Annotated in this window: 23 protein-coding genes and 2 tRNA genes; 10 read left to right on the plus strand and 15 right to left on the minus strand. The window is 65.5% G+C overall.

What is annotated here, in order from left to right; all coding sequences use genetic code 11:
• The first annotated feature begins 56 nt into the window (after positions 1 to 56).
• A complete protein-coding gene (locus tag ACN4E0_RS01040; RefSeq protein ID WP_419564577.1) occupies positions 57 to 668 on the plus strand; it encodes a superoxide dismutase in 612 nt (203 codons plus the stop codon).
• A 54-nt stretch (positions 669 to 722) separates the two neighbouring features.
• Here ACN4E0_RS01040 and ACN4E0_RS01045 read toward each other — a convergent pair whose 3' ends face one another.
• Genes ACN4E0_RS01045 through ACN4E0_RS01055 form a run of 3 tightly spaced genes read right to left on the minus strand, consistent with a single transcriptional unit; the run spans position 723 to position 2,768 of the window.
• Complete coding sequence (locus ACN4E0_RS01045) at positions 723 to 1,898, minus strand: AI-2E family transporter (RefSeq protein ID WP_419564580.1); 1,176 nt, start codon at positions 1,896 to 1,898, stop codon at positions 723 to 725.
• Positions 1,899 to 1,956: 58 nt separating this feature from the next.
• Entirely contained in the window at positions 1,957 to 2,562 is a 606-nt protein-coding gene (locus tag ACN4E0_RS01050; protein WP_419564582.1) for a sigma-70 family RNA polymerase sigma factor, read from the minus strand.
• A complete protein-coding gene (locus ACN4E0_RS01055; RefSeq protein WP_419564584.1) occupies positions 2,562 to 2,768 on the minus strand; it encodes a NepR family anti-sigma factor in 207 nt (68 codons plus the stop codon). The genes ACN4E0_RS01050 and ACN4E0_RS01055 overlap by 1 nt, the downstream gene beginning before the upstream one ends.
• A 281-nt stretch (positions 2,769 to 3,049) precedes the next feature.
• On the opposite strand from ACN4E0_RS01055, the gene ACN4E0_RS01060 reads away from it, so the two are divergent.
• Positions 3,050 to 4,639, plus strand: a complete 1,590-nt coding sequence (locus ACN4E0_RS01060) for a CHASE domain-containing protein (RefSeq protein ID WP_419564586.1) — start codon at positions 3,050 to 3,052, stop codon at positions 4,637 to 4,639.
• 69 nt (positions 4,640 to 4,708) lie between these two features.
• On the opposite strand, the gene ACN4E0_RS01065 is transcribed toward ACN4E0_RS01060, so the two are convergent.
• Positions 4,709 to 5,500, minus strand: coding sequence for a response regulator (locus tag ACN4E0_RS01065; protein ID WP_419564588.1), 792 nt, complete (start codon positions 5,498 to 5,500; stop codon positions 4,709 to 4,711).
• Positions 5,501 to 5,635: 135 nt separating this feature from the next.
• On the opposite strand from ACN4E0_RS01065, the gene ACN4E0_RS01070 reads away from it, so the two are divergent.
• Positions 5,636 to 6,382, plus strand: a complete 747-nt coding sequence (locus ACN4E0_RS01070) for a Crp/Fnr family transcriptional regulator (RefSeq protein ID WP_419564591.1) — start codon at positions 5,636 to 5,638, stop codon at positions 6,380 to 6,382.
• 235 nt (positions 6,383 to 6,617) lie between these two features.
• Here ACN4E0_RS01070 and ACN4E0_RS01075 read toward each other — a convergent pair whose 3' ends face one another.
• Both ACN4E0_RS01075 and ACN4E0_RS01080 read right to left on the minus strand, forming a co-directional pair.
• Positions 6,618 to 7,049: a response regulator gene (locus tag ACN4E0_RS01075; protein WP_419564594.1), complete on the minus strand. Its 432-nt coding sequence runs from the start codon at positions 7,047 to 7,049 to the stop codon at positions 6,618 to 6,620.
• Positions 7,050 to 7,174: 125 nt separating this feature from the next.
• Positions 7,175 to 8,341, minus strand: a complete 1,167-nt coding sequence (locus tag ACN4E0_RS01080) for an N-acetyltransferase (protein ID WP_419564597.1) — start codon at positions 8,339 to 8,341, stop codon at positions 7,175 to 7,177.
• 149 nt (positions 8,342 to 8,490) lie between these two features.
• Between ACN4E0_RS01080 and ACN4E0_RS01085 the strand changes: the two genes are divergently transcribed.
• Positions 8,491 to 9,588: a fatty acid desaturase family protein gene (locus ACN4E0_RS01085; RefSeq protein ID WP_419564600.1), complete on the plus strand. Its 1,098-nt coding sequence runs from the start codon at positions 8,491 to 8,493 to the stop codon at positions 9,586 to 9,588.
• A 95-nt stretch (positions 9,589 to 9,683) separates the two neighbouring features.
• On the opposite strand, the gene ACN4E0_RS01090 is transcribed toward ACN4E0_RS01085, so the two are convergent.
• The 8 genes from ACN4E0_RS01090 to ACN4E0_RS01125 form a co-directional block, all read right to left on the minus strand.
• Complete coding sequence (locus ACN4E0_RS01090; RefSeq protein ID WP_419564603.1) at positions 9,684 to 9,944, minus strand: hypothetical protein; 261 nt, start codon at positions 9,942 to 9,944, stop codon at positions 9,684 to 9,686.
• 69 nt (positions 9,945 to 10,013) lie between these two features.
• Positions 10,014 to 10,532 (minus strand): GNAT family N-acetyltransferase, encoded by a 519-nt coding sequence (locus ACN4E0_RS01095; RefSeq protein ID WP_419564606.1) that lies wholly within the window; start codon positions 10,530 to 10,532, stop codon positions 10,014 to 10,016.
• The gene (lptG, locus tag ACN4E0_RS01100) at positions 10,529 to 11,626 is read right to left on the minus strand and encodes an LPS export ABC transporter permease LptG (protein ID WP_419564609.1); all 1,098 of its coding nucleotides are present in this window, start codon (positions 11,624 to 11,626) and stop codon (positions 10,529 to 10,531) included. Before lptG ends, ACN4E0_RS01095 begins: the two co-directional genes overlap by 4 nt.
• Before the next feature lie 10 nt (positions 11,627 to 11,636).
• Positions 11,637 to 12,857: an LPS export ABC transporter permease LptF gene (gene lptF, locus ACN4E0_RS01105; RefSeq protein ID WP_419564611.1), complete on the minus strand. Its 1,221-nt coding sequence runs from the start codon at positions 12,855 to 12,857 to the stop codon at positions 11,637 to 11,639.
• Between the two features lie 91 nt (positions 12,858 to 12,948).
• A complete protein-coding gene (gene clpS, locus ACN4E0_RS01110) occupies positions 12,949 to 13,311 on the minus strand; it encodes an ATP-dependent Clp protease adapter ClpS (RefSeq protein ID WP_419564614.1) in 363 nt (120 codons plus the stop codon).
• 186 nt (positions 13,312 to 13,497) lie between these two features.
• Positions 13,498 to 14,286 carry a phasin family protein gene (locus ACN4E0_RS01115; protein ID WP_419564615.1) on the minus strand — a complete coding sequence of 263 codons (789 nt, stop codon included), beginning with the start codon at positions 14,284 to 14,286 and terminating at the stop codon, positions 13,498 to 13,500.
• 114 nt (positions 14,287 to 14,400) lie between these two features.
• A complete protein-coding gene (locus ACN4E0_RS01120) occupies positions 14,401 to 15,528 on the minus strand; it encodes an FG-GAP repeat domain-containing protein (RefSeq protein ID WP_419564619.1) in 1,128 nt (375 codons plus the stop codon).
• Positions 15,529 to 15,548: 20 nt separating this feature from the next.
• Positions 15,549 to 17,414, minus strand: coding sequence for a PHA/PHB synthase family protein (locus tag ACN4E0_RS01125; RefSeq protein WP_419564622.1), 1,866 nt, complete (start codon positions 17,412 to 17,414; stop codon positions 15,549 to 15,551).
• A 135-nt stretch (positions 17,415 to 17,549) separates the two neighbouring features.
• On the opposite strand from ACN4E0_RS01125, the gene ACN4E0_RS01130 reads away from it, so the two are divergent.
• The 4 genes from ACN4E0_RS01130 (at position 17,550) to ACN4E0_RS01145 (ending at position 21,999) form a co-directional block, all read left to right on the plus strand.
• A complete protein-coding gene (locus tag ACN4E0_RS01130; protein ID WP_419564626.1) occupies positions 17,550 to 18,737 on the plus strand; it encodes an LL-diaminopimelate aminotransferase in 1,188 nt (395 codons plus the stop codon).
• A 186-nt stretch (positions 18,738 to 18,923) separates the two neighbouring features.
• Positions 18,924 to 19,574: a winged helix-turn-helix domain-containing protein gene (locus ACN4E0_RS01135; RefSeq protein ID WP_419564629.1), complete on the plus strand. Its 651-nt coding sequence runs from the start codon at positions 18,924 to 18,926 to the stop codon at positions 19,572 to 19,574.
• Entirely contained in the window at positions 19,571 to 20,365 is a 795-nt protein-coding gene (locus ACN4E0_RS01140; protein ID WP_419564631.1) for a crotonase/enoyl-CoA hydratase family protein, read from the plus strand. Before ACN4E0_RS01135 ends, ACN4E0_RS01140 begins: the two co-directional genes overlap by 4 nt.
• Before the next feature lie 1,064 nt (positions 20,366 to 21,429).
• The gene (locus ACN4E0_RS01145; protein ID WP_419564634.1) at positions 21,430 to 21,999 is read left to right on the plus strand and encodes a hypothetical protein; all 570 of its coding nucleotides are present in this window, start codon (positions 21,430 to 21,432) and stop codon (positions 21,997 to 21,999) included.
• A gap of 132 nt (positions 22,000 to 22,131) precedes the next feature.
• Here ACN4E0_RS01145 and ACN4E0_RS01150 read toward each other — a convergent pair whose 3' ends face one another.
• Positions 22,132 to 22,911, minus strand: a complete 780-nt coding sequence (locus tag ACN4E0_RS01150) for an acyl-CoA thioesterase (protein WP_419564636.1) — start codon at positions 22,909 to 22,911, stop codon at positions 22,132 to 22,134.
• 124 nt (positions 22,912 to 23,035) lie between these two features.
• On the opposite strand from ACN4E0_RS01150, the gene ACN4E0_RS01155 reads away from it, so the two are divergent.
• Together ACN4E0_RS01155 and ACN4E0_RS01160 are read left to right on the plus strand one after the other, a co-directional pair.
• Positions 23,036 to 23,109 (plus strand) — tRNA-Cys (locus tag ACN4E0_RS01155).
• A 23-nt stretch (positions 23,110 to 23,132) separates the two neighbouring features.
• Positions 23,133 to 23,208 (plus strand) — tRNA-Thr (locus tag ACN4E0_RS01160).
• Positions 23,209 to 23,453 lie beyond the last annotated feature (245 nt).

Genomic DNA, 23,453 nt, shown 5'->3' on the forward strand with positions numbered 1-23,453 from the left:
GCGCGTTAGGGACGCGAGTACGGAATCTTTTCACACGAACCCAGAGGGGACTATCCATGGCTTTTGAGCTGATCGACCTGCCTTACGACGACACCGCACTCGAACCCGCCGTGTCGGCCAAGACGCTCTCGTTCCACCACGGCAAGCACCACAAGGCCTATATCGACAAGACCAACGCCGCGATCGAGGGGACCGACCTCGAGAACAAGAGCCTGGAAGACGTGATTGCGGCGGCGCGCGACAGCAACCAGGGACTGTTCAACAATTCGGCGCAGAGCTGGAACCACGGCTTCTACTGGCATTCGATGGCGCCCGAGGAAACCACCGCCTCCGACGAGCTCAAGAGCATGATCGAGAGCGCCTTCGGTTCGGTCGACGACCTCAAGAAGAAGCTGGCCGAAAGCGGCGCCGGCCATTTCGCCAGCGGCTGGGTGTGGCTAGCGGTCAAGAATGGCGAGCTGACCATTGCGGAAACCCATGATGGCGACACGCTGGCCGATCAGGACGGGGTGAACCCGCTGCTCGTGATCGACCTGTGGGAACACGCCTACTACCTCGACCACCAGAATGCGCGCCCGGCCTATCTCGATGCCGTCAACGGCAAGCTCAACTGGAAGTTCGCCAGCGAGAACCTGGCCCGCGGGACCACCTGGGCCTATCCGGCCTGAGCAGTTCCGAAGCTGACGTTCGAAGACCCGTCGCCAGCAATGGCGGCGGGTTTTCTATGCGCCCGTTTGGGTTTCGGACGGTTCGTCGAAGGGATTGGTCGCGAACAGCGGTTCGCCGAACACGAAGCCGACCAGATTGGGCCGCCCGACATGATCGAACAGCGCGGTCAGCATCAGCAGGATCGGGACCGAGAGCAGCGCTCCGAAGACGCCCCAGATCCAGGTGAAATAGGACAGCGCGATAAGGATCATCACCGGGTTCATGGTGAACCGCGCGCCAAGGATCGAGGGAGTGATGAGGTTCGCTTCGATCGTATGCAATGCGAGATAGGCCAGGGCGGGGACGAGGCCGATGACGATGGTGTCGGCAGTCCCGATACCGAACAGGCCGAGCAGGGCGATCATCACGATCGGACCGACATAGGGCAGGAAATTGAGCAGCGCGGCGAGACCGCCCCACATGATCGGCGCATCCACGCCCAGCGCCCAGGCGCCGAACGCGACCACCACGCCGACGAGCGCATTGATCCAGCCGACGGTGAGAATATAGGCGGCGACCCGGTCCTGTACCTCGCGGATCACCCGCGCGGCCTTGATGCTGGTGCCGAAGCTGGCGCGACCGAACAGCAGGCGCTGGCGCAGCCGCACGCGCGCCTCGATCATGAAATAGGCCATCAGCAGCGTGAGGACGATTTCGAGGATCACGCTCGGGGTCGCGAAGGCTACCTGTTCGAGCAGGCTCGGCGCGGCGAGCACCACCTCGCGCGCGCCGTCGTTCTTCATCAGCGTGGCGAGCTGTTCGTTGATCGCGGCGATCCAGGCGAACTGCGCGCGCACCTCGCCGAAGCGTTGCATGACCTGGCGCACCATGGTCGGCACGTCGTCGAACAGCGCGACCGCCGGCTGGAGGATGAGCGCGAGCGCGAGCAGCAGCACGGCGAAGAAGAACAGCAGCGCGGCGATCGAGGCGAGCGCATTGGGCAGGCCCCAGCCGTTCAGCTTGTCCGCCAAGGGGGACAGAATCACCGTCAGCACGACCGCGGTCACGACCGGCAGGAACACGACCGAACCGATCGACAACACGAAGGGCAGGGCGAAGAACAGCCCCAGCCCGATCAGCAGGACCAGCGAGGAAATGAGCCGCAGTTCCTGCTCGGCGAAGGCGAGCCGGCTCGGCCGCCGCGTCGGCGGCGGCGGGGCGCTCTGCAGGGGTCTCTCGCGATCGCTCATCAGCGTCTATCTGCCCTTCACGGCGAAACGAGACAAGCGGTGCCGGGGGGTAGAATTTCTACCCCCGACCGGAGCCCTGGCCTGCGGCAACCTCGTCGAGCTCCTCCAGGATCGCGCGATGCGCGGCGTGATCGTCGATCGAGCGCCGCGGGATGTTGCCCTCCGTCAGCATCGTGTTGAGCGCAGCTCTGGCACGACCGACGCGGCTCTTGATGGTGCCCACGGCACAGCCGCAGATCGTCGCCGCTTCCTCGTAGGAAAAGCCGCCGGCCCCCACCAGCAAGAGCGCCTCGCGCCGCTCGGGCGGCAGGGTCAGCAAGGCCCGGTGCATGTCGGAAAGATGGATCGGTTCTTCCTGCCCTGCGGGTGCGGTGAGCACGCGCTCGGCGACGGTCTCGTCATATTCGCCGCGGAAGCGGTTGCGACGCATGTCGGTGAGATAGGCGTTGCGCAGGATGACGAAGGTCCAGGCGCGCATGCTGGTGCCCGGCTGGAACCGGTCCTGCGCCGCCCACGCCTTGAGCAAGGTTTCCTGGACCAGGTCGTCGGCCATGTCGGCACGTCCGCAGAGCCCGCGCGCGAAGGCGCGCAGATGCGGGACCACTTCGGTCAACTCGCGCTTGAAATCGGCCTTTTCGGCGGCCGTCCGTTGCTCGTCCGACATCAGTCTTTGGCATCCAACTGGGCGAGCAGGTTGCGGAATGTGTCGGGAAGCGGCTCATCGACCACCGAATCGTAGAGTTGCCGCAGCCCGTTGGCCCATTCGGGCTCGCCTTCCTTGCTGTGGCCTTCCTTGCTGTGTGACGCGGAAGCTGGCGGCGGGCCGCCCGCGGTCGACCGCTGCGGATTTTTCGGCGTGTCGGATTTCATGGCTTGAAAAATTGTACCCTTTTAGGTTTCTCGCCACTGTCATCGGACGCGCTGGCGAGAAGATCGATCCCGGAATGTGCTTTGCACAACGCGCGGGATCAGATGCGGTTCCCGCATTCGCGGATCGGAACCAAACCCGGCGCGCGGCATAGTATGGCATACCAAGAGGCGGGCAAATCGTCAGGGGCAGAAGGCTGGAAAGCGAAAAACTCCAACGCAAATGGCGCCGCAGGCGTTGGTTGATCGATTATCCGCGCGGAATTCCGGTGCTGATATTCGTATTGGTTAGCGCGATCACCGTGCTCAGCGTGTTCGCCGTCGAGCGCGGCGAAGAGCAGCGAGATGCGGCCGATGTCGCGCGCAAGGCTCAGTCGATGACCTCCGCCATCGAGCGCCGTGCCTATACCAGTTCCGCTTATTTACGCGCCGGTGCGGCCCTGCTGGCGACGCAGGATCAGGTGACACCCGACCTGTTCCGCCGGTTCGTTTCCGAGTTGCGGCTCGACGCCAATTACCGCGGGGCCGAGGGGATCGGCTGGGCGCCGATCATTCAAGCCGACGAAATTGGCGAGTTCGAAGCGCGTCTCGGCGAGGGCCGGGTCGAGAAGAAGCGGGTCACCCCCAGTCTCGAGGAACAGCCCCGCGATACGCTCGCGCCGATTCTCTATCTCCAGCCCGACACCGTCCGCAACCGGCGCGCGCTCGGCTACGACATGTACTCCGAACCGGTCCGCCGCGCAGCGATGGATCTTGCGGCCAGCGACGACCGGCCGACCGCCAGTGGCCCGATCGTCCTGGTTCAGGAGGGCGGGGGCGATTCGGCGGGCTTTCTCATCTACATGCCGGTCTATGAAGGCCTCAATCGCACGCGCAGGCTCAAGGGCTTCGTCTACAGCCCGTTCAACGCCTCGCAGTTTCTCGCCTCGGCCGGGGAACTGGTCAGTTACGACGTCGTCGGGGCGCGGCTGACGGATGGCGAGGCGGCCGCGCAGTCGATCCTGGCGCAGAGCGAGGGATGGGTCGACGGAAGGCGGGCGGTGAAGCGCGAGCTCCAGCTGGCCAACCGGCGGATGATACTCGAGGTGCAATCGACGCGCGCCGAAGGGTTGTCCTCGATGTCGATGATCACTCTGCTGTTCGGCCTCGCGGTGGCCAGCCTGCTGATGCTGGTCTCGCGGCTCCTGACCCAGCAGTCGCTCGAAGACCGGAGAGCGATCAACTGGTTCGAGGAGCAGAACTCGATCCGCAATTCGCTGACCCGCGAACTCAACCACAGGGTGAAGAACACGCTTGCCAACGTGCTGTCGATCGTTTCGCTGACGCGGCGCCGGTCCAATAGCCTGGACGAATTCGCCGAGGGTCTCGACGGTCGCATCCGCGCCCTCTCCGCGACGCACGATCTGCTGACCCAATCGGACTGGGGAACCACGCCGATCCGCTCGGTGGTCGAGGTCGAGCTGTCCCCCTATGCCACCGATGAGGCTCACACGCTCGACCTGATCGGTCCGCATACCGAACTCGCCCCCAACGATGCGCTGTCGCTCGGACTCGCCATCCACGAACTGTCGACCAATGCCGCGAAGTACGGCTCGCTCAGCGTGCCGGGGGGAAGCGTTGCGGTAAGCTGGACCCAGGTCAACGATACGCTTGCCCGGATCGAGTGGATCGAGAGCGGTGGGCCAGCCGTGACCAAGCCGCAGCGGCGCGGGTTCGGAACCGACCTGATCGAAAAGATCGTCGCGCACGAACTGCGGCACCCGGTCGAGCTCGACTTCCTGCCCGAAGGCGTGCGGTGCATCCTGCTGGTCCCGGTACGCCAGCCGAGCGAGTTTGAGCTGCGCCGCAAGGGTCCCGGCGGCCGCGGCCACTGACGGCGCGGGCAAGAAAAAACCCGGGCCTCGCGGCCCGGGTCGTTCCTTTCCGAAAATGCCCGACCGCGCTCAGCCGAGCGGGCGGCTCGAACCGAAGAACAGCGCCTGGCTGATGGCCGCGCGTACGGTCTGTTCCTGAAACGGCTTGGTCACGAGATAGGTCGGCTCGGGACGGTCGCCGGTCAGCAGCCGTTCGGGATAGGCGGTGATGAAGATCACCGGCACGCTGCTGATCGCCAGAATATCGTCGACCGCATCGAGGCCCGATGAGCCGTCGGCCAGCTGGATGTCGGCAAGCACGAGGCCCGGGGTCTTGTCGGCGACCACTTCCTGCGCCTGGGTGCGGGTGGCTGCGGTGCCGCAAACATCGTGGCCGAGCGAGGTGACGAGGTCTTCGAGTTGCATCGAAATCAGCGGCTCGTCCTCGATGATGAGGACGCTGGTGGCCGATTCCTTGTCGATCTCCGCCACCGCTTCCTGCGCCAGCTGCTCGATTTCGTCGGCCGACATGTCCATGATCTCGCCCGCCTGCTCGGAGGTGAAATCCTCGAGCGTGGTCAGCAGCAGGGCCTGACGGTTGAGCGGCGTGACCGACTTGAGGCGGTCATGGGCCGCGCTCTCGTGGCCGTCACCGCCGGCGGTTTCGGGAATATCCATATAGGCACTCGACCAAACCTTGTTGAAGGCACGGTAGAGCGGAACGCGCCCGCCTTCGAGCGACTGTTTGAGTTCGCTATCCGCCAGCGCGGCTTCGAGCGTGGCACGGACGAATGCGTCTCCCGTAGCCTGCGAACCGGTCAGCGCGCGCGCATAGCGACGCAAATACGGCAGGTTACGGGCAATTTGATCACCAAGCGACATTTAGACCCCTTCCTTAAGGTGCGCGCTTCTAACGTCCTCGAAAGGGTTAGGTTCCAATCCACGGCGTCGCAAGCGAAGCGTTTGACAATCGCGCCTTTTCGGGGGCATCCCCGCCTTCTTCCGAGGGGGACAGCCTTGTACGAAATTGACGATCCGGTCGCCTGTGCCAACTGCCCGTTGCAGGCATGTCCCGGCCTGCGTTCGCTCGAGGAGCGCCAGCTTGCCTATATGCAGGGCTTCAAGGATGGCGAAATAGGGCTCGAGCGGGGCGATGTACTGATCGATGAAGGCGCGGCACACGATCGGCTCTATACCGTGCTCGACGGCGTCCTGATCCGGTCGCGTTCGCTCGACGACGGGCGGCGGCAGATCGTCAACTTCATGTTCCCCGGCGATCTCGTCGGCCTGCAGGGGGCATTCGACGAGCCGTCGAGCCATGCGGTCGCGGCGCTGATCGACGCCCGCCTGTGCCGCTTCCGGCGCAATGATTTCGTCGAACTCATTTCAACCCATCCGCGACTGGGCTACGACATCACCTGGCTGGCGGCGAAGGAGGAAACCGCGCTCGAGGGGCATATCGTCTCGCTCGGGCAGCGGAGCGCGCGCGAGCGGCTCGCCTATCTTGCGGTGTGGCTGCTCGATCGGGCGCAGGCGACCTGTCTCGCCGATGATCGGAACATCGTGTCGCTGCCTATCACCCAGGCGCAGATCGCGGACATGCTCGGCCTGTCGCTGGTGCATACCAACCGCACGCTGCGCCAGCTCGAGCGGGAGGGGCTGGTCGAGTGGAAATCGCGTACGATCCACGTTCCGGACCTCGCGCGCGCCGCCGAATACGCGCAGTTCGATTACCAGGCCGACAGGTGCAGGCCTTTCATTTGAAAGGGTTTTCTCCCGGGATCGAAAAAAGTGCGACCCCTTGGGAACCCTATTTCTTGCGGCGCGTATTCCCTATGTCACCGCCGAGACCCCCCCCTCCCGTCCAAGCGGCTGGTGATACGATCCCGAAAGGCCTCCGTTGTTCCGCAACGGAGGCCTTTTTTCTGTGCTTCGGAGAGTGAGTGCGCGGCCAGCGTGGGAGCGCACGCGCGCTGATCGGTGGGGTTTTCTGCTGTGTCTAGCGCAGCGCGCCGCGCAGGCGCGACATGATCCCGCGGCGCCTCGGCTGCCGCAGCAGATCTATCAGGACCGCCGCGTCATAGGGCTTCTCGAGGATATCGCCGAGCGCGGCGATGTCCTCTGGGATGTCCTGCGGCGCGCCGGTGGAAAAGATGATCCGCGGGCTGTCGGGGCCGAGCGTGCGAACCAGTTCGGCTATCGCCCAGCCATCGTCGCGATCGGCGAGATGGACGTCGAGCACGATCGCCTCGGGCCGCTCTTCGCGCAGGAGGCGCAGCGCCTCCTCGGTCGAGGGCGACAGAGCGACCCGGGCGACCCCGGCATCGAGCAGCGCCTGCTCGATGGTCAGCCCGAGGACGGCGTCGTCCTCCACCACGAGCACATGGGCCGGCAATTGCGCGCGCGCGGTGGATTTTGGATGCTGCGTCATAGGTTCTCGCGAGGCCCCGGCGAACAATCCGCCGTCTCACTTGCCAACGGGGCGGCTGCTCCCGCAGTTCCCGCCCCGCGCGGTTCGTCCGTGCGGCGTTGCCGAATTGCGACAACCCGATCGGGTCAGGCCTGCGCCAGCGGCCGCTCGTAGATCGCGTATTCGCGATTGACCGTGCTCTCGATCGTGTCGGCGATCGCCTTCATCCCCTGATTGTCGTCGAGAATCCATCCGATTTCCGCGCGTCGCGTGCCGTAAAGGCGCGTAGCGGTGTCGCGGATCTGGCTGATCATCATGAAGGCGAGCTGGCTGGCGAGGCGCGAATTGTGCAATTCCCTGAGCACGCCCATCAAGGGCACGCGCATATCGCTACCCATGGGCTTGCGCATCCAGCGCAGCAGGTGGAACCAGCCGAAAGGCAGCAGCTTGCCATCGACCTTGCGCAGCACGCCGTTGACGTCCGGGAAGGTCAGCATGAAGGCGACCGGGCGACCGTCGAGTTCGGCGACGAGGTTGATCTCCTCGTGGATGATCGGTTTCAGCTTCTTCCCCGCATAGGCGATTTCCTGCGGGGTGAAGGGCACGAAGCCCCAATTGTTGGACCAGGCATCGTTGAGGATGGTGAGGATCACCTCGACCTCTTCGTCCCAGCGACGCTTGTCCACCGGCCGCACCCTGATCCGTTCGTTGCGCTGTCCCGATTGCACGATGCGGCGGATCAGCGGCGGGAAGTCGTGGGTCACGTCGAGGTCGTAGGTCAGCAGCGTCTTGGCGCGTGCATATCCGGCGCTTTCGATCCAGCCCTGGTAGGCTGCCGGGTGGTGGCCCATCATGATCATCGGATCGTGGTCCTGCCCCTTCACCAGCAGGCCCGGCTCTTCCCAGATGGACATCGAGATCGGGCCGATGGCGCGGGTCATGCCCTGGCTGCGCAGCCATTCTTCGGCCTTGGCGAGCAGCGCATGCGCGACGCCCTCGTCCTCGGCATCGAAATAGCCGAACATGCCCGCGCCGGGGCCGAAGCCCTGTTCGCGCGGCAGTTCGAGCGCGAGATGGTCGATATGGGCCGAGACCCGGCCCACCGCCCGGCCACCGCGGCGGGCGATGAAGAGCTGGTGCGAGGCGTGGCCGAAGAAGGGATTGCGGTCGGAATCGACCAGTTCGAGCTGTTCGGAGCGCAGTTGCGGCACCCAATGCGGCTCGCGCGCGGCAAAGGTGCGGCCGAGGTCGACGAATTCGGCGCGTCCCTTCTTGCCGCGGACCGGCTCGACCACCACATGTGCTTCGGACATTCGCGCATTACCTTCGTTCAGTTCGGGTTAGCCCTGTGTGCGCTAGCTGATCTTTGTCAAGGAAACGCGGGACCGCGATCACTATGATCGACAGCGCGCGCTGTATCGCGCGCATGTTTTCGGCTAGGGGCCTCCCAGGAAATTCGACCATGAATGTGCAACAGAAACCGATTCCGGCTGTCGACATCGTCTCGCGTCGCGACGCGGGTTCGGGCTGGCACGCCCAGATCCCCGACGACAAGGCGATGCTGCGCGCCGCGCGCGACCTGACCAAGGATATCGCGGCGCATCGCGCGGATATCTACTGGCCCGACATGATCGGTTCGGCGCTGGCCGGCTATGCCGCGCTGGCGGGCGCGATTCTGGTCGACGGCGTTCCCGTGGCCGTCGCGCTGGCGGCGCTTTCGGTGCTCGCGCTCTATCGCGCGTTGCTGTTCATCCACGAGATCTCGCATTTCCGCAACGGCGCGCTGCCGGGCTTCCGCGCTGCTTGGAACGCGTTTGTCGGCATTCCCATGCTGACCCCGTCCTTCATGTATGAACAGGTCCACACGCTGCACCACAAGCGCACGCAATACGGGACCATCGAGGATCCCGAATATCTCCCGCTGGCGCTGATGAAGCCGTGGAGCCTGCCCGCATTCGTGCTGATCGCGCTGCTCGCGCCCGCCGCGCTGCTGCTGCGCTTCGCCGTGCTCGTTCCGCTCGGAGCCATCATCCCGCCGATCCGCCGCCTGACCTGGCAGCGGCTGAGCGCGCTGGCGATCAATCCCGAATTCCGCCGCCGCCCGCCGGAAGGCGACCTGACGCGGCGCGTCCTGCTGCAGGAACTCGGCGGCATGCTGTGGAGCTGGGCGCTGATCGGCAGCGTCTTCGCCTTCGGCTGGAAGCCTTTGCTCGTCGCCTTCGCGGTCGCTTCGGTGGTTGCGCTGCTCAACCAGCTGCGCACGCTGGTCGCGCATCTGTGGGAAAACGAGGGCGAGGCGATGACCGTCACCGCGCAGTTCCTCGACAGCGTCAACGTGCCGCCGCCCGGTCGTATTGCGGAACTGTGGGCACCGGTGGGGCTGCGCTACCACGCGCTCCATCACCTTATGCCCTCGATGCCTTATCACTCGCTGCCCGAAGCGCATCGCCGGCTGGTCGCCGAGCTGGAGGCGGAGTCGAGCTATCACGGGGCCAACCACCCGGGGATGGCGGTGCTCGTCGCGCGGATCGCGCGCAGCACCATGCGTCCGCGCGGCTGACGCCCCCACCGGACGACAAAAAGGCCGCTCCCCTCGGTGGGTGGGAGCGGCCTTTCGCATTTCACCCGGCAATGGGCCGGGTAAACTCATTCCGGTCAGTCGACGTTGATGTCGGCCTTCACGCCGTCTTCGCCGACGGTCGCATCGACGTCCCCGCCGTCGATGGTGACGCTGCTGCCCTCGGTAGCGGTGTCGGTCGGTTCGTCGGGGACGACGGTTTCGGTGGCGGTCGGCGTGATCACCGTGGTGTCGGCGCTGTCGGTCGCCGCGGTGTCGGCGGTTTCGGGCGCATCGGCTTCGCCGCAGGCGGCGAGCGCGAGAGCGGCGGCGAGCGCGGGAAGGGCGAACTTGGTCATGTCACGTCTCCTTTGTGGCAACATTGTGGCAAGAACAGCCCGCGTCGGGGGAGGTTCCCGGAAAGTCGTTCAGTCGAGGAAGCGGATCATCGCGCAGCGCCGCTCGCGCGGCAGGCCATGGGCGACCTCCTGCTCGATATCGGCCTCCAGCCGTGGGTGGGCCTCGAGATCGGCGATCGTCTCGAAGCCATGTCGCGCGTAGAAGGGTGCGTTCCACGGCACATCGGCGAATGTGGTGAGGGTGAGTGCGGCAAACCCGCTGTTGCGTGCATCGATGGCGAGCGCGCGCAGGAGAACGGACCCCACGCCTTGCCGCTGCATTGCGGGATGCACCGAAAACTCGCGGATATGCAGCTCGCGACGGAAGGGCTCTGTCGAGATGAACCCGACCAGCCGCTCCTGCGATTCAGCGACCAGCGAATGGCCCTTGCGGATGAGGGCCGCCTGCTCGTCTTCGGGGAGGGCATGCATGCCGGCCACGCCGGCGAGCCCTTCGATCGAACGGAAGAGCTGTCCTGCGGCGAGTTCGATGGCGGGGAGGTGCCGGGCATCCGCCACCCGTGCGAGGCGGATCGAGAACCCGCTCATTCCTCGGTGCGGACCAGCACCGTCTCGCCGATGAGCAGGAACAGGAAGAACGGGGCCCATGCGGCGAGGAACGGGGGATAGCCCCCGAAGCTGCCCATCGCGAGCGCGGCGTTGTCGACCACGAAATAGGCGAAGCCCAGGGCCATGCCGATGACCGCGCGGACGAACAGCTGGCCGGATCGCGCGAGACCGAAGGCGGCCACCGCGCCGAGCAGCGGCATGAGGAAGGCCGACAGCGGCCCGGAGATCTTGTGCCACCATTTCGCCCGCAGTTCCGCGGTACGGCGCCCGGCGCGTTCGAATTCGGCGATCGACCCGGTCAGGGTCCAGAAGGGTTCGGCATCGGGATCGATCTTGGCGAGGTCGATCTGGTCGGGGGTTAGCGCTTCGCCCACCACGAGCGAGCGGGGCTTGTCGGTGATCGCACTCTGGACGCTGAAACGGGTGATCCCTTCCAGCTTCCAGCCGGGATTGGCATAGCGCGCGCTGTCGGCGGCGATCTGCTCGACGATCATCCCGTCGGCATTGCGGCGGTACCAGGTGACCTTGCGCATGGCGATCGCCTCGCCCCGGCCGGCCAGATAAGCGGCGGTGAGGATGTTGCCCTCGTCACTCAGATAGATGTTCGTGCGCACCCGGCTCTCGGTCGGGATCGGTCCGTAATCGACCGCTTCCCAGGCCTTGAGCGTTTCGGTGGCGCGGGTGACGACGCGCTCGTTGAAACCGAAGCTGACGAGCGAGACCAGCCCTGCGGTCAGCAGCAGCGGCGCCAGCACCTGGTGGGCGGAAAGCCCCGCCGCCTTCATCGCGATGACCTCGCTGTTCTGGTTGAGCGTGACCAGCGTGATCAGCGTCGCCAGCAACACCGAATAGGGCATGAAACGCGCGATCAGCTGCGGGATGCGGAGCCCGGCATAGGTCAGCAGCTGTCCCTGTCCATTGCCCGGAACGGCGAGGATTTCGCCGCTGGTCGAGAGCAGGTCGAGCATCAGCAGCACCAGCACCAGCACGAACAGCATGGCCGCGATCCGCGCGACGAAGATTCTGGCCAGATAGAGCGTCAGCGTGCGCGAGGGGAAGAAGTCGAGCTGCATGGAATTCCTGTTATTCGGCGGCCGCGAGGTCTATCGTCAGTCGCCGGCGGCGAAACAGCTTGCCGACGCGCTTGGTCATCTTGCCGAACCAGATTTCCAGGGCGCCGATCGCCTGCCCGCCGGGCACGTGGGCGACGCGCCAGTACATCCATGTGATGAGCGCGGCGAACAGCAGGAACGGCCCCCACAGCGCGAGGATCGCATCGACCCGGCCCAGCGCGGCGATGTCTTCGCCGTACTGATTGACCTTGTGATAGGCGACCACCATCACGATCGAGAGGAACACGCCCAGCGCGCTGGTCGATCGCTTGGGCGGAATGCCCAGCGCCACGGCCAGCAGCGGCATCAGCGCCATCATGACCACTTCGACGAGGCGGAAGTTGAAGCTCGCCTGGCTGGCGTCGCGCTTCTCGTCGGACTGGGTGGCGCTCCAGCCGATGCGCAGCAGTTCGGGCAGGATGTATTCGCGTTCGGCATCGCCGCGGGCGCGGAACTGCTCGATCTTGGGCAGGTCGATCGGCAGGTCGTGGCGGGTGAAGGTGAGCACGCGCGGGGTCTGGCTGCCGGTATCCTGGACGATCGTGCCGTCGGTCAGCCGCAGGATGATCGTGTCGGGATTGTCGGTGGTGGCGAGGAACGCGCCTTCCTTGGCCGAGATCGACAGCACCTGGCCCTTGTCGTTGGCGACGCGCGCGAAGATGCCCTTGAGGCGCCGCCCGTCGTCCTCGCTCTGCTCGATCCTCAGCGCCATGCGATCGGCCAGCGTGGTGAATTCGCCGACCTTGATCGAGGCCCCGAGCGCGCCCGAGCGCAGCTCGTATTCCATCTGCTCGTAGTAATAGCGACTGACAGGCTGGATGAAGAACACCAGGGCGATGTTGATCACCATCAGCACGGCGGTGATCGCGAAGGGCACGCGCAGGAGCCGCCCGTAGCCGAGCCCGACCGCACGGAACACGTCGAGCTCGCTGCTGGTGGCGAGCTTGCGGAAGGCGAGCAATATGCCGAGCAGCAGGCCGAGCGGGATGGCGAGGCTGGCGTATTCGGGTACCAGCGCGATCAGCATCTTGAACACGACGCCCACCGGGCCGCCTTCGACCGCGACGAAATCGAACAGCCGCAGCATCTTGTCGAGCACCAGCAGCGATGCGGCGATGGCGAACACGGCCAGCATCGGCACGATCACGAGCCGGAAGATATACCGATCGATGCTGGGAATGAACTTGAACAAGGTGCCGCCGGTAGATTGTCTCCGCCGCTGCCCCTAGCGCGCTTTTCGGCGCAGGTCATGCCCCTTGTGGAAGCGGCTCAAGGGCAGGCGCTCAGGCCTTTTCCAGCGTGCACTGCAACGGGTGCTGGTTCTGGCGGGCGAAATCCATCACCTGGTGGACCTTGGTCTCGGCGACTTCGTAGGGAAAGATGCCGCAGACGCCGACGCCCTTCTGGTGGACGTGCAGCATCACCCGCGTCGCTTCCTCCATGTCCATGCGGAAGAAGCGCTTCAGCACGATCACCACGAATTCCATCGGGGTGTAGTCGTCGTTCAGCAACAGCACCTTGTACTGGCTCGGCTTCTTGGGCTTGGCGCGGGTCTTGGTGGCGATGCCGACCTGGCCTTCGCCGTCGCGCGCATCGTCGTCGCCATCGGTGGCGAGGATATGGAGGGGAGTCGGAATCTGGGACATTTCAGGGCCCATTATCGTAACGCTCGGCCAAATCGCAAGGCGCCAGCAGCGCTGCCCCGGGCGGCGGGGTGGCGAGAAGACGAAAAAAAGGGCCGGATGGCACGAAACCATCCGGCCCACGGTGTCCAATTCGCCGGGCGAGGGAGAGAGGAGAGAGTGCCCGGCGGATTGAAGCTGTAATTCGCCTCAGGCGGCCGTGCGGACCTTCTCGGCGGCCAGGCTCATGCGGGTCGAAACCGGCGCGAAAGCTTCGTTCGCGAGCTTGAGCATGGCTTCCGCGTTCTTCGAGGTGGTCGCGACCAGCGTGTCGAAGTTGCGGCGGGCGATTTCGCCCTGCAGCTGGAACAGTTCGGTCGGCGACTTGATCGCGGTGAACTTCTTGACGTCGTCCTGGACGGTCTCGGCAGCCGACTTGGCTTCTTCGACATAGGTGCGGCCCATGTCCTGCATGCCGGCGGCGAGGATCTTGCCCGAAGCGACGAGGGCTTCGATGTTGCCCTTCTGGAATTCGACGGCGTCCTTGGTCATCTCGGTGCCCTTGTCATAGGCGGCCTTGGCGCGGGTCTGCATGTCGGCAGCCAGTTCCTTGGCCTTGGCGGTGTAATCGGTGGTTGTGGTCTTCTTGGCAGTGGCCATGATGGTGTCCTTCAACTGGGAAATCGGAGTGGTCTTGGCGGCTTCCGCCTTGGTCGGAGCGGCCTTCTTGGGGGCCGACTTGGTCTTTTTCGCCACAGTCGGCTTGGTGGCCGGTGCGGCTTTCTTGGCGAGGGCCTTCTTCGGCGCGGCCTTCTTGGCCCGAACCTTCTTCGGTTCCGCGGCGACGGCCTTGGCGACGGTCTCGGCCTTAACCGGAGCCGTGGCGTCCGCGTCGACGGCCTGCTCGACCTTCTTCACGTTCACCGCCTCGGCGGTCTTCTTTTCCGCTGCCTCGGCGAAAGCCTTCTCGGCGGCGGCGTCGATCTTGCTCTCGGACATGGGAAACCTCGTTTTGCTGCACTGCACAAAATAGGCATTGCAGGTGCGAAGTCAAGCGATTTTTGTGCAGTGCACAATAAATGAAAAACCCTTGTCCAGCCAATGACTTGAGGGTCAGCGCTCTTCGCCTTGAGTGCGGTTGAGCATGATCTTGTTGGCTGCTTCGGAATTGGCGATGGCGAGATCGGGGCGGCCGTCGCCGTCGATGTCGCCAACCGCAATGCCGTAGGTGTCGGCATGCTCCTCCTCGAGCTCGGTATAGGCAAAGCCCGCTTCGCCGCGATTATGCAGGACGGCGTTGCTACCTTCGGTGCCGAGCGCGAGATCGACCCGGCCGTCGCCGTCGAAATCCACCGCCGCCATCGACTGCACGGGCTGCGTGCCCGCGGCGATGGGGCGCGGGGCGGCGAAGCTCCCGTCGCCCCGATTGGCAAGAAGGGCGACCGCCCCATCGTCGCGGCCGAGCACGATGTCGGCATCGCCGTCGCCATCCATATCGGCTGCAACGAGCTGGCGATTGTCGCCTTGGGTCCCGGCGAGGGGGGTGGCGGAGAAGTTCCCCGTCCCATCGTTGAGCAGGACCAGGCTCGCCGCACCCTCGCGCCGGGCGATCGCGATGTCGGTATCGCCGTCACCGTCGAAATCGCCGGTGGCCATCCCGGTCGAGGGGCCGTCGGTGCCCGTCAGTTCGATCGCGGGCGAAAACCGCATGTCCCCGAGGCCGAGGAACAGCAGGTCCGGGCCCCGGCGTCGCGCGATGGCGATGTCCGGGCGCCCATCGCCATTGGCATCGAGGCCGACCGCATTGCGCGCGGAGCCTCCGCTACCCTCGAGTGTGCCGGCCTCGGCGAAATTCCCCTTGCCGTCATTGACCAGAACGACCGCCGCAAGCAGGTCGCGCACGACCACGATGTCGATGTCGCCATCGCCGTCGTAATCGCCCGGCTGGACGCGATAACTCGCCGACGGGCCGCGCCCGATCGGGAGGGCTTCGAGCAGCCGGCCGTCGCCATTGTTGAGATAGACGAAATCCGGCTGCGCCCAGTGGCGTCCGTTCGCGGCGAGCACATCGAGATCGCCGTCTCCGTCGACATCGGCCAGCGCGATATCGGCGGTCATGCGCGCTTCGAATTCGAACTCGAAGAAGACGCTATCGCGCAGTTCGATCTCGTCCGCCCGGGCGGTGGTGGCAGCGATCAGGATCCCGGCGACGGCAAGCATCGTGGCTCGGCGAATTTTCATGCATTTCTCCAACAGGCGTGTCAGCGCGTGGCGACGTAGCGGCCGGGAGCGTCCTCGATCGTCCTGTCGCCCTTCCCGCCGGGCTTGCGCTTGCCCGTGACGGCGACACGCGCGCCGTCCTGGGCGCGCAGCCATTCGATCCAGTCGGGCCACCAGCTGCCGGGGTGCTCGACGGCGCCCTCGCGGAACTGGGCCAGCGTATGGGCGTCGCCATCGTTGAGCCAGTACTGGTATTTGTTCGCCTCGGGCGGATTGACCACGCCGGCGATGTGGCCCGAGCCCGCGAGCACGAATTTGATCGGGCCCTTGAAGTGGTCGCGGATCTTCCACACGCTTTCGGCGGGCGCGATATGGTCCTCCTTGCCCGCCTGGACATAGGTCGGCGTTTCGACGAGGCCGAGATCGATCGGCGTGTCGTCCACGCTCAACGCGTCGGGTTCGACCAGCCGGTTGTCGCGATAGAGGTCGCGCAGATACTGCTCGTGCCACTTGGCGGGCAGGTTGGTGACGTCGCCGTTCCAGTGGAGCAGGTCGAAGGCAGGATAGTCCTCGCCCAGCAGGTAGTTGTTGACGACGTAGTTCCAGATCAGGTCGGTGCCGCGCAGCAGGTTGAAGGTCGCCGCCATGTAGCGCCCGTCGAGATAGCCGTCGGCGCTCAGCGCCTTGACCATGCCGAGCTGGCCGTCGTCGACGAAATTGAGCAGCTCGCCCGCCTTCTCGAAATCGACCTGCGCGGTGAAGAAGGTCGCGCTCCTGACCTTGTCCTGCTCGCCGCGGCGGTGGAGCAGCGCGAGCGTGGCGGCGAGCGTGGTCCCCGCGACGCAATAGCCGATCGCATGCACGCTCGGCACGTCGAGCCGCGCGCGGATGTGGTCGATCGCGTCGATCTGCGCGCGGACGTAATCATCCCACACCACGTCCCGCATGCTCGCATCGGCCGACTTCCAGCTGACCATGAACACGGTCACGCCCTGGGCGACTGCCCATTTGACGAAGCTCTTCTTCGGGTTGAGGTCGAGGATGTAGAAGCGGTTGATCCATGGCGGGAAGATCACCAGCGGCGTCTCCATCACCTCCTCGGTCGAGGGCGAATACTGGATCAGCTGGTAGAGCGGCGTTTCGTGGACCACCTTGCCCGGCGTCACCGCGATGTTCTCTCCCAGCGTGAAGGCGCTCGCATCGGTATGGCTCAGCTGCCCGCGCCGCAGGTCGGCCAGCAGGTGCTCCATGCCCTTGACGAGGTTCTCGCCCCTGGTCTCGAGCGTCCGTTCCATCACCACCGGGTTGAGCAACGGGAAATTCGCCGGGCTCGCCGCGTCGGTGACGGTGCGCGTGGTGAAGCGCAGCTGCTCGCGCTTGTCCTCCGACAGGCCCTCCATCCGGTCGACCATCTCGGCGACGCGCTCGGCGAGGAAGAGGTAGGTCTGGTGGATCAGCGCATGGGCCGGGTGCGCGCGCCAGCGCGGATCGGCGAAACGGCGGTCGCGGCGCGGCAAGTCGGCCTCGCCCTTTGCTTCCGGCTGGCCGTCGGCGCCGAGCGTATACTGGCCCATCACCTGCTGCCACAGCGCCATGCCATCCTGCATCAGCGCCTGCTGCTGCGCGGGATCGGCCAGCGGCATCTGCCGGTACCAGTCCTGCGCCAGCTGCATCCAGCGCGCCGGATCGAACCACGGCGCCAGCGCCTGCGGATCGGCCAGCTGTTCCGTCTGGTATTGCAGCCACATGCCCTGCAGCTTCGCCCCGACCTCGGCCCAGTGGCGCATGTCCTCGGGGGACAGCGGCGTGCCCGCGGTCGCTTCGGCCATCGGCGCGAACAGCGCACGCGCCAGCTTGGCCGGGGCTTCGAACATGTTGGTGAAGGGGTCGGGGCCGTCGTCGGTCATCATCGTTCCTGCTTGGTGCCAAGCGCCTCTTGGGGAAACAATAGGAGATTGCGTGTCCCGATGCATCCGTCCCGTTGGCACCTGCCCGGTGAATGGGTAATCAGTGTGACTCATCCAACGCCCGAAAGAGAGCGAATGTCCGACGATTTCTACCGTATCAAGCGCATGCCTCCCTATGTCATCGCCGAAGTCAACGCGATGCGGCATGCCGCGCGGCAGGCGGGGCGCGACATCATCGACCTCGGCATGGGCAATCCCGACCAGCCGCCGCCGCAGCATGTGATCGACAAATTGTGCGAAGTCGCGGCCAAGCCGACGGCGCATGGCTATTCGCAATCGAAGGGCATTCCCGGACTGCGCAAGGCGCAGGCCAACTATTACGGCCGCCGCTTCAACGTCGATCTCGATCCCGAGCGCGAGGTGGTGGTGACGATGGGTTCGAAGGAAGGCCTGTCGTCGATGGCGACCGCGATCAGCGCCCCGGGCGACGTCATCCTCGCGCCCAGCCCCGCCTATCCGATCCACACCTACGGCTTCATCATCGCGGGCGCCACGATCCGCTCGGTGCCGACCACGCCCGACGAGCGCTACTGGAAGGCGCTCGACAACGCGATGGCCTATACCGTCCCGCGTCCGACCGTGCTGGTGGTCAACTATCCGAGCAATCCCACCGCCGAGACGGTCGATCTCGCCTTCTACGAACGGCTGGTCGACTGGGCGCGCGAGAACAGGGTCTGGGTCCTGTCCGACCTCGCCTATTCCGAACTCTATTACGACGGCAAGCCGACCCGCTCGATCCTCGAAGTGCCGGGTGCCAAGGACGTGGCGGTCGAATTCACCTCGATGTCGAAGACCTTCTCGATGGCCGGCTGGCGCATCGGCTTCTGTGTCGGCAACCGCGAACTGGTCGCCGCGCTGACGCGGGTGAAGTCCTATCTCGACTACGGCGCCTTCACCCCGATCCAGGCGGCCGCCTGCGCCGCGCTGAACGGTCCGCAGGACGTGGTCGAGCAGAACCGCCTGCGCTACCAGAACCGCCGCGACGTGATGGTCGAAAGCTTCACCCGTGCCGGGTGGCCCATCCCCAACCCGCCCGCCAGCATGTTCACCTGGGCCAAGCTGCCGCCCGGGTTCGAGGAGATGGGCAGCCTGGAGTTCTCCAAGCAGTTGCTCGAACACGCCGGTGTCGCGGTGGCTGCGGGGGTCGGCTTCGGCGAGGAGGGCGAGGGCTTCGTGCGCATCGCCATGGTCGAGAACGAGCAGCGCATCCGCCAGGCGGCGCGCAACGTCAAACGCTTCCTCGCCGAGCACGCAGGCGGCTAGCGGTCCTATTGCATCCATATCGGTAGCATCTCCCGCCGATACGGTTTCCAAACGATTCCCTTCACTTAATCTCGGTGACACTGCGCAGAACCGAGGGGCGATTCGTTGGGGGGAGCGGAGTTCCTGTGGTTGTCCAGCAGCCCGGATGTTCCAGTCCGGTGGGATCTCCGCTTGGCGGACTGGTCGATGCGGCACGCACCGGCTGCAACGGACGCGGTCCACGGCCTCCCCGTGATGCTCGACTGGCGCGCGGCGAGCCGGCCGGCCGACTGGTGCGAGCTGCCGCGGCGCGGCCGGATCGTGGCGGTCGGGGTGAACGATGCGGGCGAGCGGGCCCGGCTGCTCGACCAGGGGCTCGGCGATGCGATCGGCAGCGGGGTCGGCTTCGTCGAACTCGGCGCGCGGATCGCCCGCCTCGCCTCCCGGGCCCGCGCTTTGCCTCGCCGCCTCGAGGCCGGGCCGGTGACGCTCGACCTGTTCCATCGCGACGGGCGCGTGGCCGGGCGCTGGCTCGGTCTTCACCCGCGCGAATTCGCGCTTCTCTGGCGGCTCGCCGAAACTCCGGGCGTCAGGGTGGGGCGAAGGCAGCTGCTGCGTGACGTGTGGCGGCTCGATCACATTCCCGAAACCAACTCGCTCGATGTCCATGTCTCGCGCCTGCGTGCCAAGCTCCATGTCGCGCGCTGCGCCTGGCTGGTCGAAACAGATCCGCTTGGCGGCTACCGCCTCGCCGCTCCAAGTTGCCCGCGTGAGCCGGGCGGCGGAGCAACTGGACTTGTCCCGCCTGTGAGCTACGAAGGGGATAAGGCATTCCCTGGGCGAGAGGCAGTTCCATGAATTTCAACGACCGCGTTTCCATCGATCTGGGCGACAACGGCGTCGCGCAGGTACGTTTCACCCGCGGCGACAAGATGAACGCGCTCGACCCGGCGCAGTTCGAGGCGATCCTCGAAGCGGGCGAGGCGCTGCGCACGATGCAGGGGCTGCGGGTCGCAGTGCTCTCGGGCGAGGGGCGCGCCTTCTGCGCCGGGCTCGATCTGTCGAGCATGGCGGCGGGCGGATCGAGTCCGCAGGCCAAGCTCGCCGAGCGCACCCATGGCAATGCCAACCGCGCGCAGGAAGCCGCGATGACCTGGCGCAAATGCCCCGTCCCGGTGATCGCCGCGGTGCACGGCGTCTGCTTCGGCGGCGGGCTGCAGATCGCCAGCGGCGCCGATATCCGCGTGGTCCACCCGCAGACCCGCATGGCGGTGATGGAGATGAAATGGGGGCTGGTCCCCGACATGGGCGGCTATGCGCTGTGGCGCGGCCTGGTGCGCGACGATATCTTGCGCGAGCTGACCTATACCAACCGCGAATTCTCTGGCGAGGAAGCGTTCGGCCTCGGCTTTGCCACCATGGTCGAGGACGATCCCCACGCGCGCGCCACGTCTCTCGCCGAGACCATCGCGAACAAGAACCCCGATGCCATCCGCGGCGCAAAACGCCTGTTCAAGGTCATGCACGAGGAAGGCGAGGACGCCATCCTGCTGGCCGAGAGCGTCGAACAGGACGGCATCATCCGCACGCCGAACCAGGTCGAGGCGGTGATGGCGGAGATGCAGAAGCGCGCACCGAAGTTCGGGTGAGGAGGTCGAAGTCCGCTAACGACCCCTTTGCGGACATTAGGGGCAGTCGCGCACAGCGCGGGGCCTCGCGTGCATCAACTGTGCTGTTGCGATCTCGAAACCCCCATCGACTGGCGTCAAGACGAACATGAAGTCGCGGTCGTCCCGGATGTAGGTGTGCGCATAATACCTTACCGCTAAGTTGGTGGGGACGGCTCCTCCGCTGACTACCCTTCGCACATGAAGCGTCGCGTTGATCCATCCATGGCCGATAAGGTCATCGGCAGAGTGGGAGGCTTTGTAAGTCCCGTTCTCAAGTCTTCCGATGGCGACAATATCGCTGCACCCGTAGGACAAGGTTCTGTTTTCAACAGTCTCAGAAGACACCGTGGCACAGCCGGAAGCGACGGCAGCGGCGGCCAATGCTATGATCGTGCGGCGCATCTTAAAACCGTAACGAACGGAATGTCAGATAACCACCCATCTAACGACGCTTTCACCGAGGTGACGATGCGCCAGATGCGGACCGTCAGTTGACGACGCCATTGCGGACATTGCCGTAACCCTATCTAACGCGCCGATGAATCGCCTTCGCTTGATATGGTTTGCTGCTGGAGCGGCGTGTAGTTCGATCATCACTGTAAGCGCACATTTAGCGACGCGCAGTGCACCGGCTGAGGACGCTTGGTTTCTAAGGGTGGCGGAAGATTGGCAATCGCAAAACACGGCGCGGGGGGCGGTCGTGTGGCGAGGTGCCGAGATTGCCCGCGACTGTGGAGCACGTTCCTTTGAGATGATGCCGGGTTTTGGTTCAGATGGCGTTGACGCAACCCGCGTCCCTCTCGTGAAGGAAAACAATCGAGCATTGAACTGCATCGTTGAACAAGCGACTAAGGCCAACCTTTGGCTCGGCGTCGGCTTGGAACCTGTCATGTCTGCGAGGGCAATCGACTGGGGCGGATGACTTACTCAACTTCCGCTTTCCACCCAAAAGTGGACGAGCGAAGGCTGCAAATAATCGATCCACGGACACGTTTATCCGAACCCCCTTTCCTACACGCGCCAAATCTGCCTTATCCTTTCGGATGACAGACCAACCGCACCCCGCTTCGTTCGCGCAGGCCGGTGACGACGCCGCGCCCGCGATTCTCCCCCAAACAGCCGATCCGGCCCGCCACGACGGCTGGACGCCCGCGCGGCAGGCGGCCTTCCTGCGCGAGCTGGCGGCGACGCATAATGTCTCTGCCGCGGCCAGGGCGGTGGGGATGGGGCGGCAGTCGGCCTACAAGCTGCGCGCGCGGCTGCGCGGGACGCCGTTCGACATGGCGTGGGAGGCAGCCTTCGCCACGCGCTTCGACGTGCTGGCCGAAGCGGCGCTCGACCGGGCGCTGAACGGGGTCGAGGTCCCGCATTATTACAATGGCGAACTGGTCGGCACCTCGCGCAAGTATGACGAGCGGCTGACGCTGGCGCTGCTCGCCCTGCGGCGCGATCTGGTGCGCAAGCCGAAATACGATTTCCTGCCCGAGGCGGCCTATGCGACGGGCGATCTCGCGGCGCTCGCGGACCGGGTCGAGCGGGGGCCCGCGCATTGGCTGGACGATGCCGAGGAGGAACGCGATGCGCGCGACGAGGCCGAGGGCGAAGACGAGTAGGGGGCGGGGGGCGCCGCGCGCGGTGCCGCCTTTCCGTACCCGGAGGATTTTCGAGCGATAACAGGGGTTTGTGAAACTACGCCACGGGCGACGACGTGTCGCCTTCGTCGCCCGATTGTCGCCCGGATCGCCTCAGCCGAACACCGCGACGCATTGCATCCCGTCGAGCACCTGCCTGCCCTCGGCGTTCCACAGCCGCAGCCGCTCGGAGGAATAGCCATGCGCCGCATGCTGGCTGGCGTTCTCCGACAGCCACCAGCCGTCGCGCGTTTCGGGCGCGGGCTCGAGCAGGTTGAAACTCCAGTTGATCGAGCTGATCGGGCCCTGCCGCTGCATCGCGCGCATCGCGCCCGGCGGCAGCACGTCGCCCAGCAGAATCAGCTCGCTGACGGGATCGAGCCCCTCGCGCTCGGTCAGTCGCGCCCAGCGGCGCACCACCGGTTCGCCGGGACCCTGCAGGTCCTGCGCGCGGCGGAGCTCGAAATTGTTCTGGATGAAGGCCGGCCCCTTGCCGTGCATCGCGGGTTCGGCCTGCTCCGGGCCGCCGGGCCAGTCGGATACCGGCGCGGCCTCGTGCTCGGCATTGGCCTCGCGCTCGGTCCCGAAAAGCCAGAAGGCGGTCAGTGTGCACGCGCCCTCGCACCAGATCTCGCTGCGCACCTGCGCAACATTGCGACCCTGGCGGACGATCTCGCGCCGCAATTCGACCTCGGGCCCGGTCGGCGCGACGAAGGCGACCTGGGCGGCGCGCAGCGGGGGCAGATCGCGGAAGGCGCGGGCGGCGGCGGTATAGGCGATCAGCGCCGAGGCACCGCCATAGAGCGTGCGCCCCTGCATCCAGCCATCGAGGCCCGAAAAGCGCGTCCGGCCGCCGTCTGCGGTGATCGGGTCGAGGAGATTGGCAATGCTCATGCAACGGGTCATTGCCGCTCCGTGGCCACGCGTCCAGACTGACGTTACGGAAGGGGCTACGAGGCGATTGCCTTTGTCCCGGAGAATCGCTAGTGCGCCGCTTCCTGTCCGAGAGGGCGGGCGAGGCCCGATGGCGGAGTGGTTACGCAGAGGACTGCAAATCCTTGCACGCCGGTTCGATTCCGGCTCGGGCCTCCACTTCTCGCTTGTCGGCGACGAGTGCCGCTTTAGCTCAGTTGGTAGAGCACATCATTCGTAATGATGGGGTCACAGGTTCGAGTCCTGTAAGCGGCACCACTCACTTCTTTATCCTTAAGCTGTGTGATGGCCTTCCGCTTTTCAATGTGTTAGGCCTACGCCCAAGTATTGGGAAGAAGCCCGACAGAACGGGTTCTCCGGATCGCAGGAAATCGTCGATCGGACGGCCGCGCGCTGCGCGGGCGGGAGGGTGATTCGAATGGGCGGTGCGGTCTTTTCGGGCGAATATCGGCAAATCGGACCCACAACGCGGCCACGAGGTTGCTCCTCCTCTCGCCCATTTC

The organism is Qipengyuania sp., assembly GCF_048550555.1.
Classification (GTDB): Bacteria; Pseudomonadota; Alphaproteobacteria; order Sphingomonadales; family Sphingomonadaceae; genus Qipengyuania.

What these genes read in the sequence shown, in the direction of transcription:
- ACN4E0_RS01150 (WP_419564636.1), bottom strand. Translation starts at nt 22,911, where the DNA reads ATGAGCATTGCCAATCTCCTCGACCCGATCACCGCAGACGGCGGCCGG.
- ACN4E0_RS01075 (WP_419564594.1), bottom strand. Translation starts at nt 7,049, where the DNA reads ATGACGCAGCATCCAAAATCCACCGCGCGCGCGCAATTGCCGGCCCAT.
- ACN4E0_RS01050 (WP_419564582.1), bottom strand. Translation starts at nt 2,562, where the DNA reads ATGTCGGACGAGCAACGGACGGCCGCCGAAAAGGCCGATTTCAAGCGC.
- ACN4E0_RS01115 (WP_419564615.1), bottom strand. Translation starts at nt 14,286, where the DNA reads ATGTCCGAGAGCAAGATCGACGCCGCCGCCGAGAAGGCTTTCGCCGAG.
- ACN4E0_RS01090 (WP_419564603.1), bottom strand. Translation starts at nt 9,944, where the DNA reads ATGACCAAGTTCGCCCTTCCCGCGCTCGCCGCCGCTCTCGCGCTCGCC.
- ACN4E0_RS01125 (WP_419564622.1), bottom strand. Translation starts at nt 17,414, where the DNA reads ATGACCGACGACGGCCCCGACCCCTTCACCAACATGTTCGAAGCCCCG.
- clpS (WP_419564614.1), bottom strand. Translation starts at nt 13,311, where the DNA reads ATGTCCCAGATTCCGACTCCCCTCCATATCCTCGCCACCGATGGCGAC.
- ACN4E0_RS01130 (WP_419564626.1), top strand. Translation starts at nt 17,550, where the DNA reads ATGTCCGACGATTTCTACCGTATCAAGCGCATGCCTCCCTATGTCATC.
- ACN4E0_RS01145 (WP_419564634.1), top strand. Translation starts at nt 21,430, where the DNA reads ATGACAGACCAACCGCACCCCGCTTCGTTCGCGCAGGCCGGTGACGAC.
- ACN4E0_RS01135 (WP_419564629.1), top strand. Translation starts at nt 18,924, where the DNA reads ATGCGGCACGCACCGGCTGCAACGGACGCGGTCCACGGCCTCCCCGTG.
- ACN4E0_RS01045 (WP_419564580.1), bottom strand. Translation starts at nt 1,898, where the DNA reads ATGAGCGATCGCGAGAGACCCCTGCAGAGCGCCCCGCCGCCGCCGACG.
- ACN4E0_RS01080 (WP_419564597.1), bottom strand. Translation starts at nt 8,341, where the DNA reads ATGTCCGAAGCACATGTGGTGGTCGAGCCGGTCCGCGGCAAGAAGGGA.
- ACN4E0_RS01120 (WP_419564619.1), bottom strand. Translation starts at nt 15,528, where the DNA reads ATGAAAATTCGCCGAGCCACGATGCTTGCCGTCGCCGGGATCCTGATC.
- ACN4E0_RS01065 (WP_419564588.1), bottom strand. Translation starts at nt 5,500, where the DNA reads ATGTCGCTTGGTGATCAAATTGCCCGTAACCTGCCGTATTTGCGTCGC.
- ACN4E0_RS01095 (WP_419564606.1), bottom strand. Translation starts at nt 10,532, where the DNA reads ATGAGCGGGTTCTCGATCCGCCTCGCACGGGTGGCGGATGCCCGGCAC.
- ACN4E0_RS01085 (WP_419564600.1), top strand. Translation starts at nt 8,491, where the DNA reads ATGAATGTGCAACAGAAACCGATTCCGGCTGTCGACATCGTCTCGCGT.
- ACN4E0_RS01140 (WP_419564631.1), top strand. Translation starts at nt 19,571, where the DNA reads ATGAATTTCAACGACCGCGTTTCCATCGATCTGGGCGACAACGGCGTC.
- lptG (WP_419564609.1), bottom strand. Translation starts at nt 11,626, where the DNA reads ATGCAGCTCGACTTCTTCCCCTCGCGCACGCTGACGCTCTATCTGGCC.
- ACN4E0_RS01055 (WP_419564584.1), bottom strand. Translation starts at nt 2,768, where the DNA reads ATGAAATCCGACACGCCGAAAAATCCGCAGCGGTCGACCGCGGGCGGC.
- ACN4E0_RS01040 (WP_419564577.1), top strand. Translation starts at nt 57, where the DNA reads ATGGCTTTTGAGCTGATCGACCTGCCTTACGACGACACCGCACTCGAA.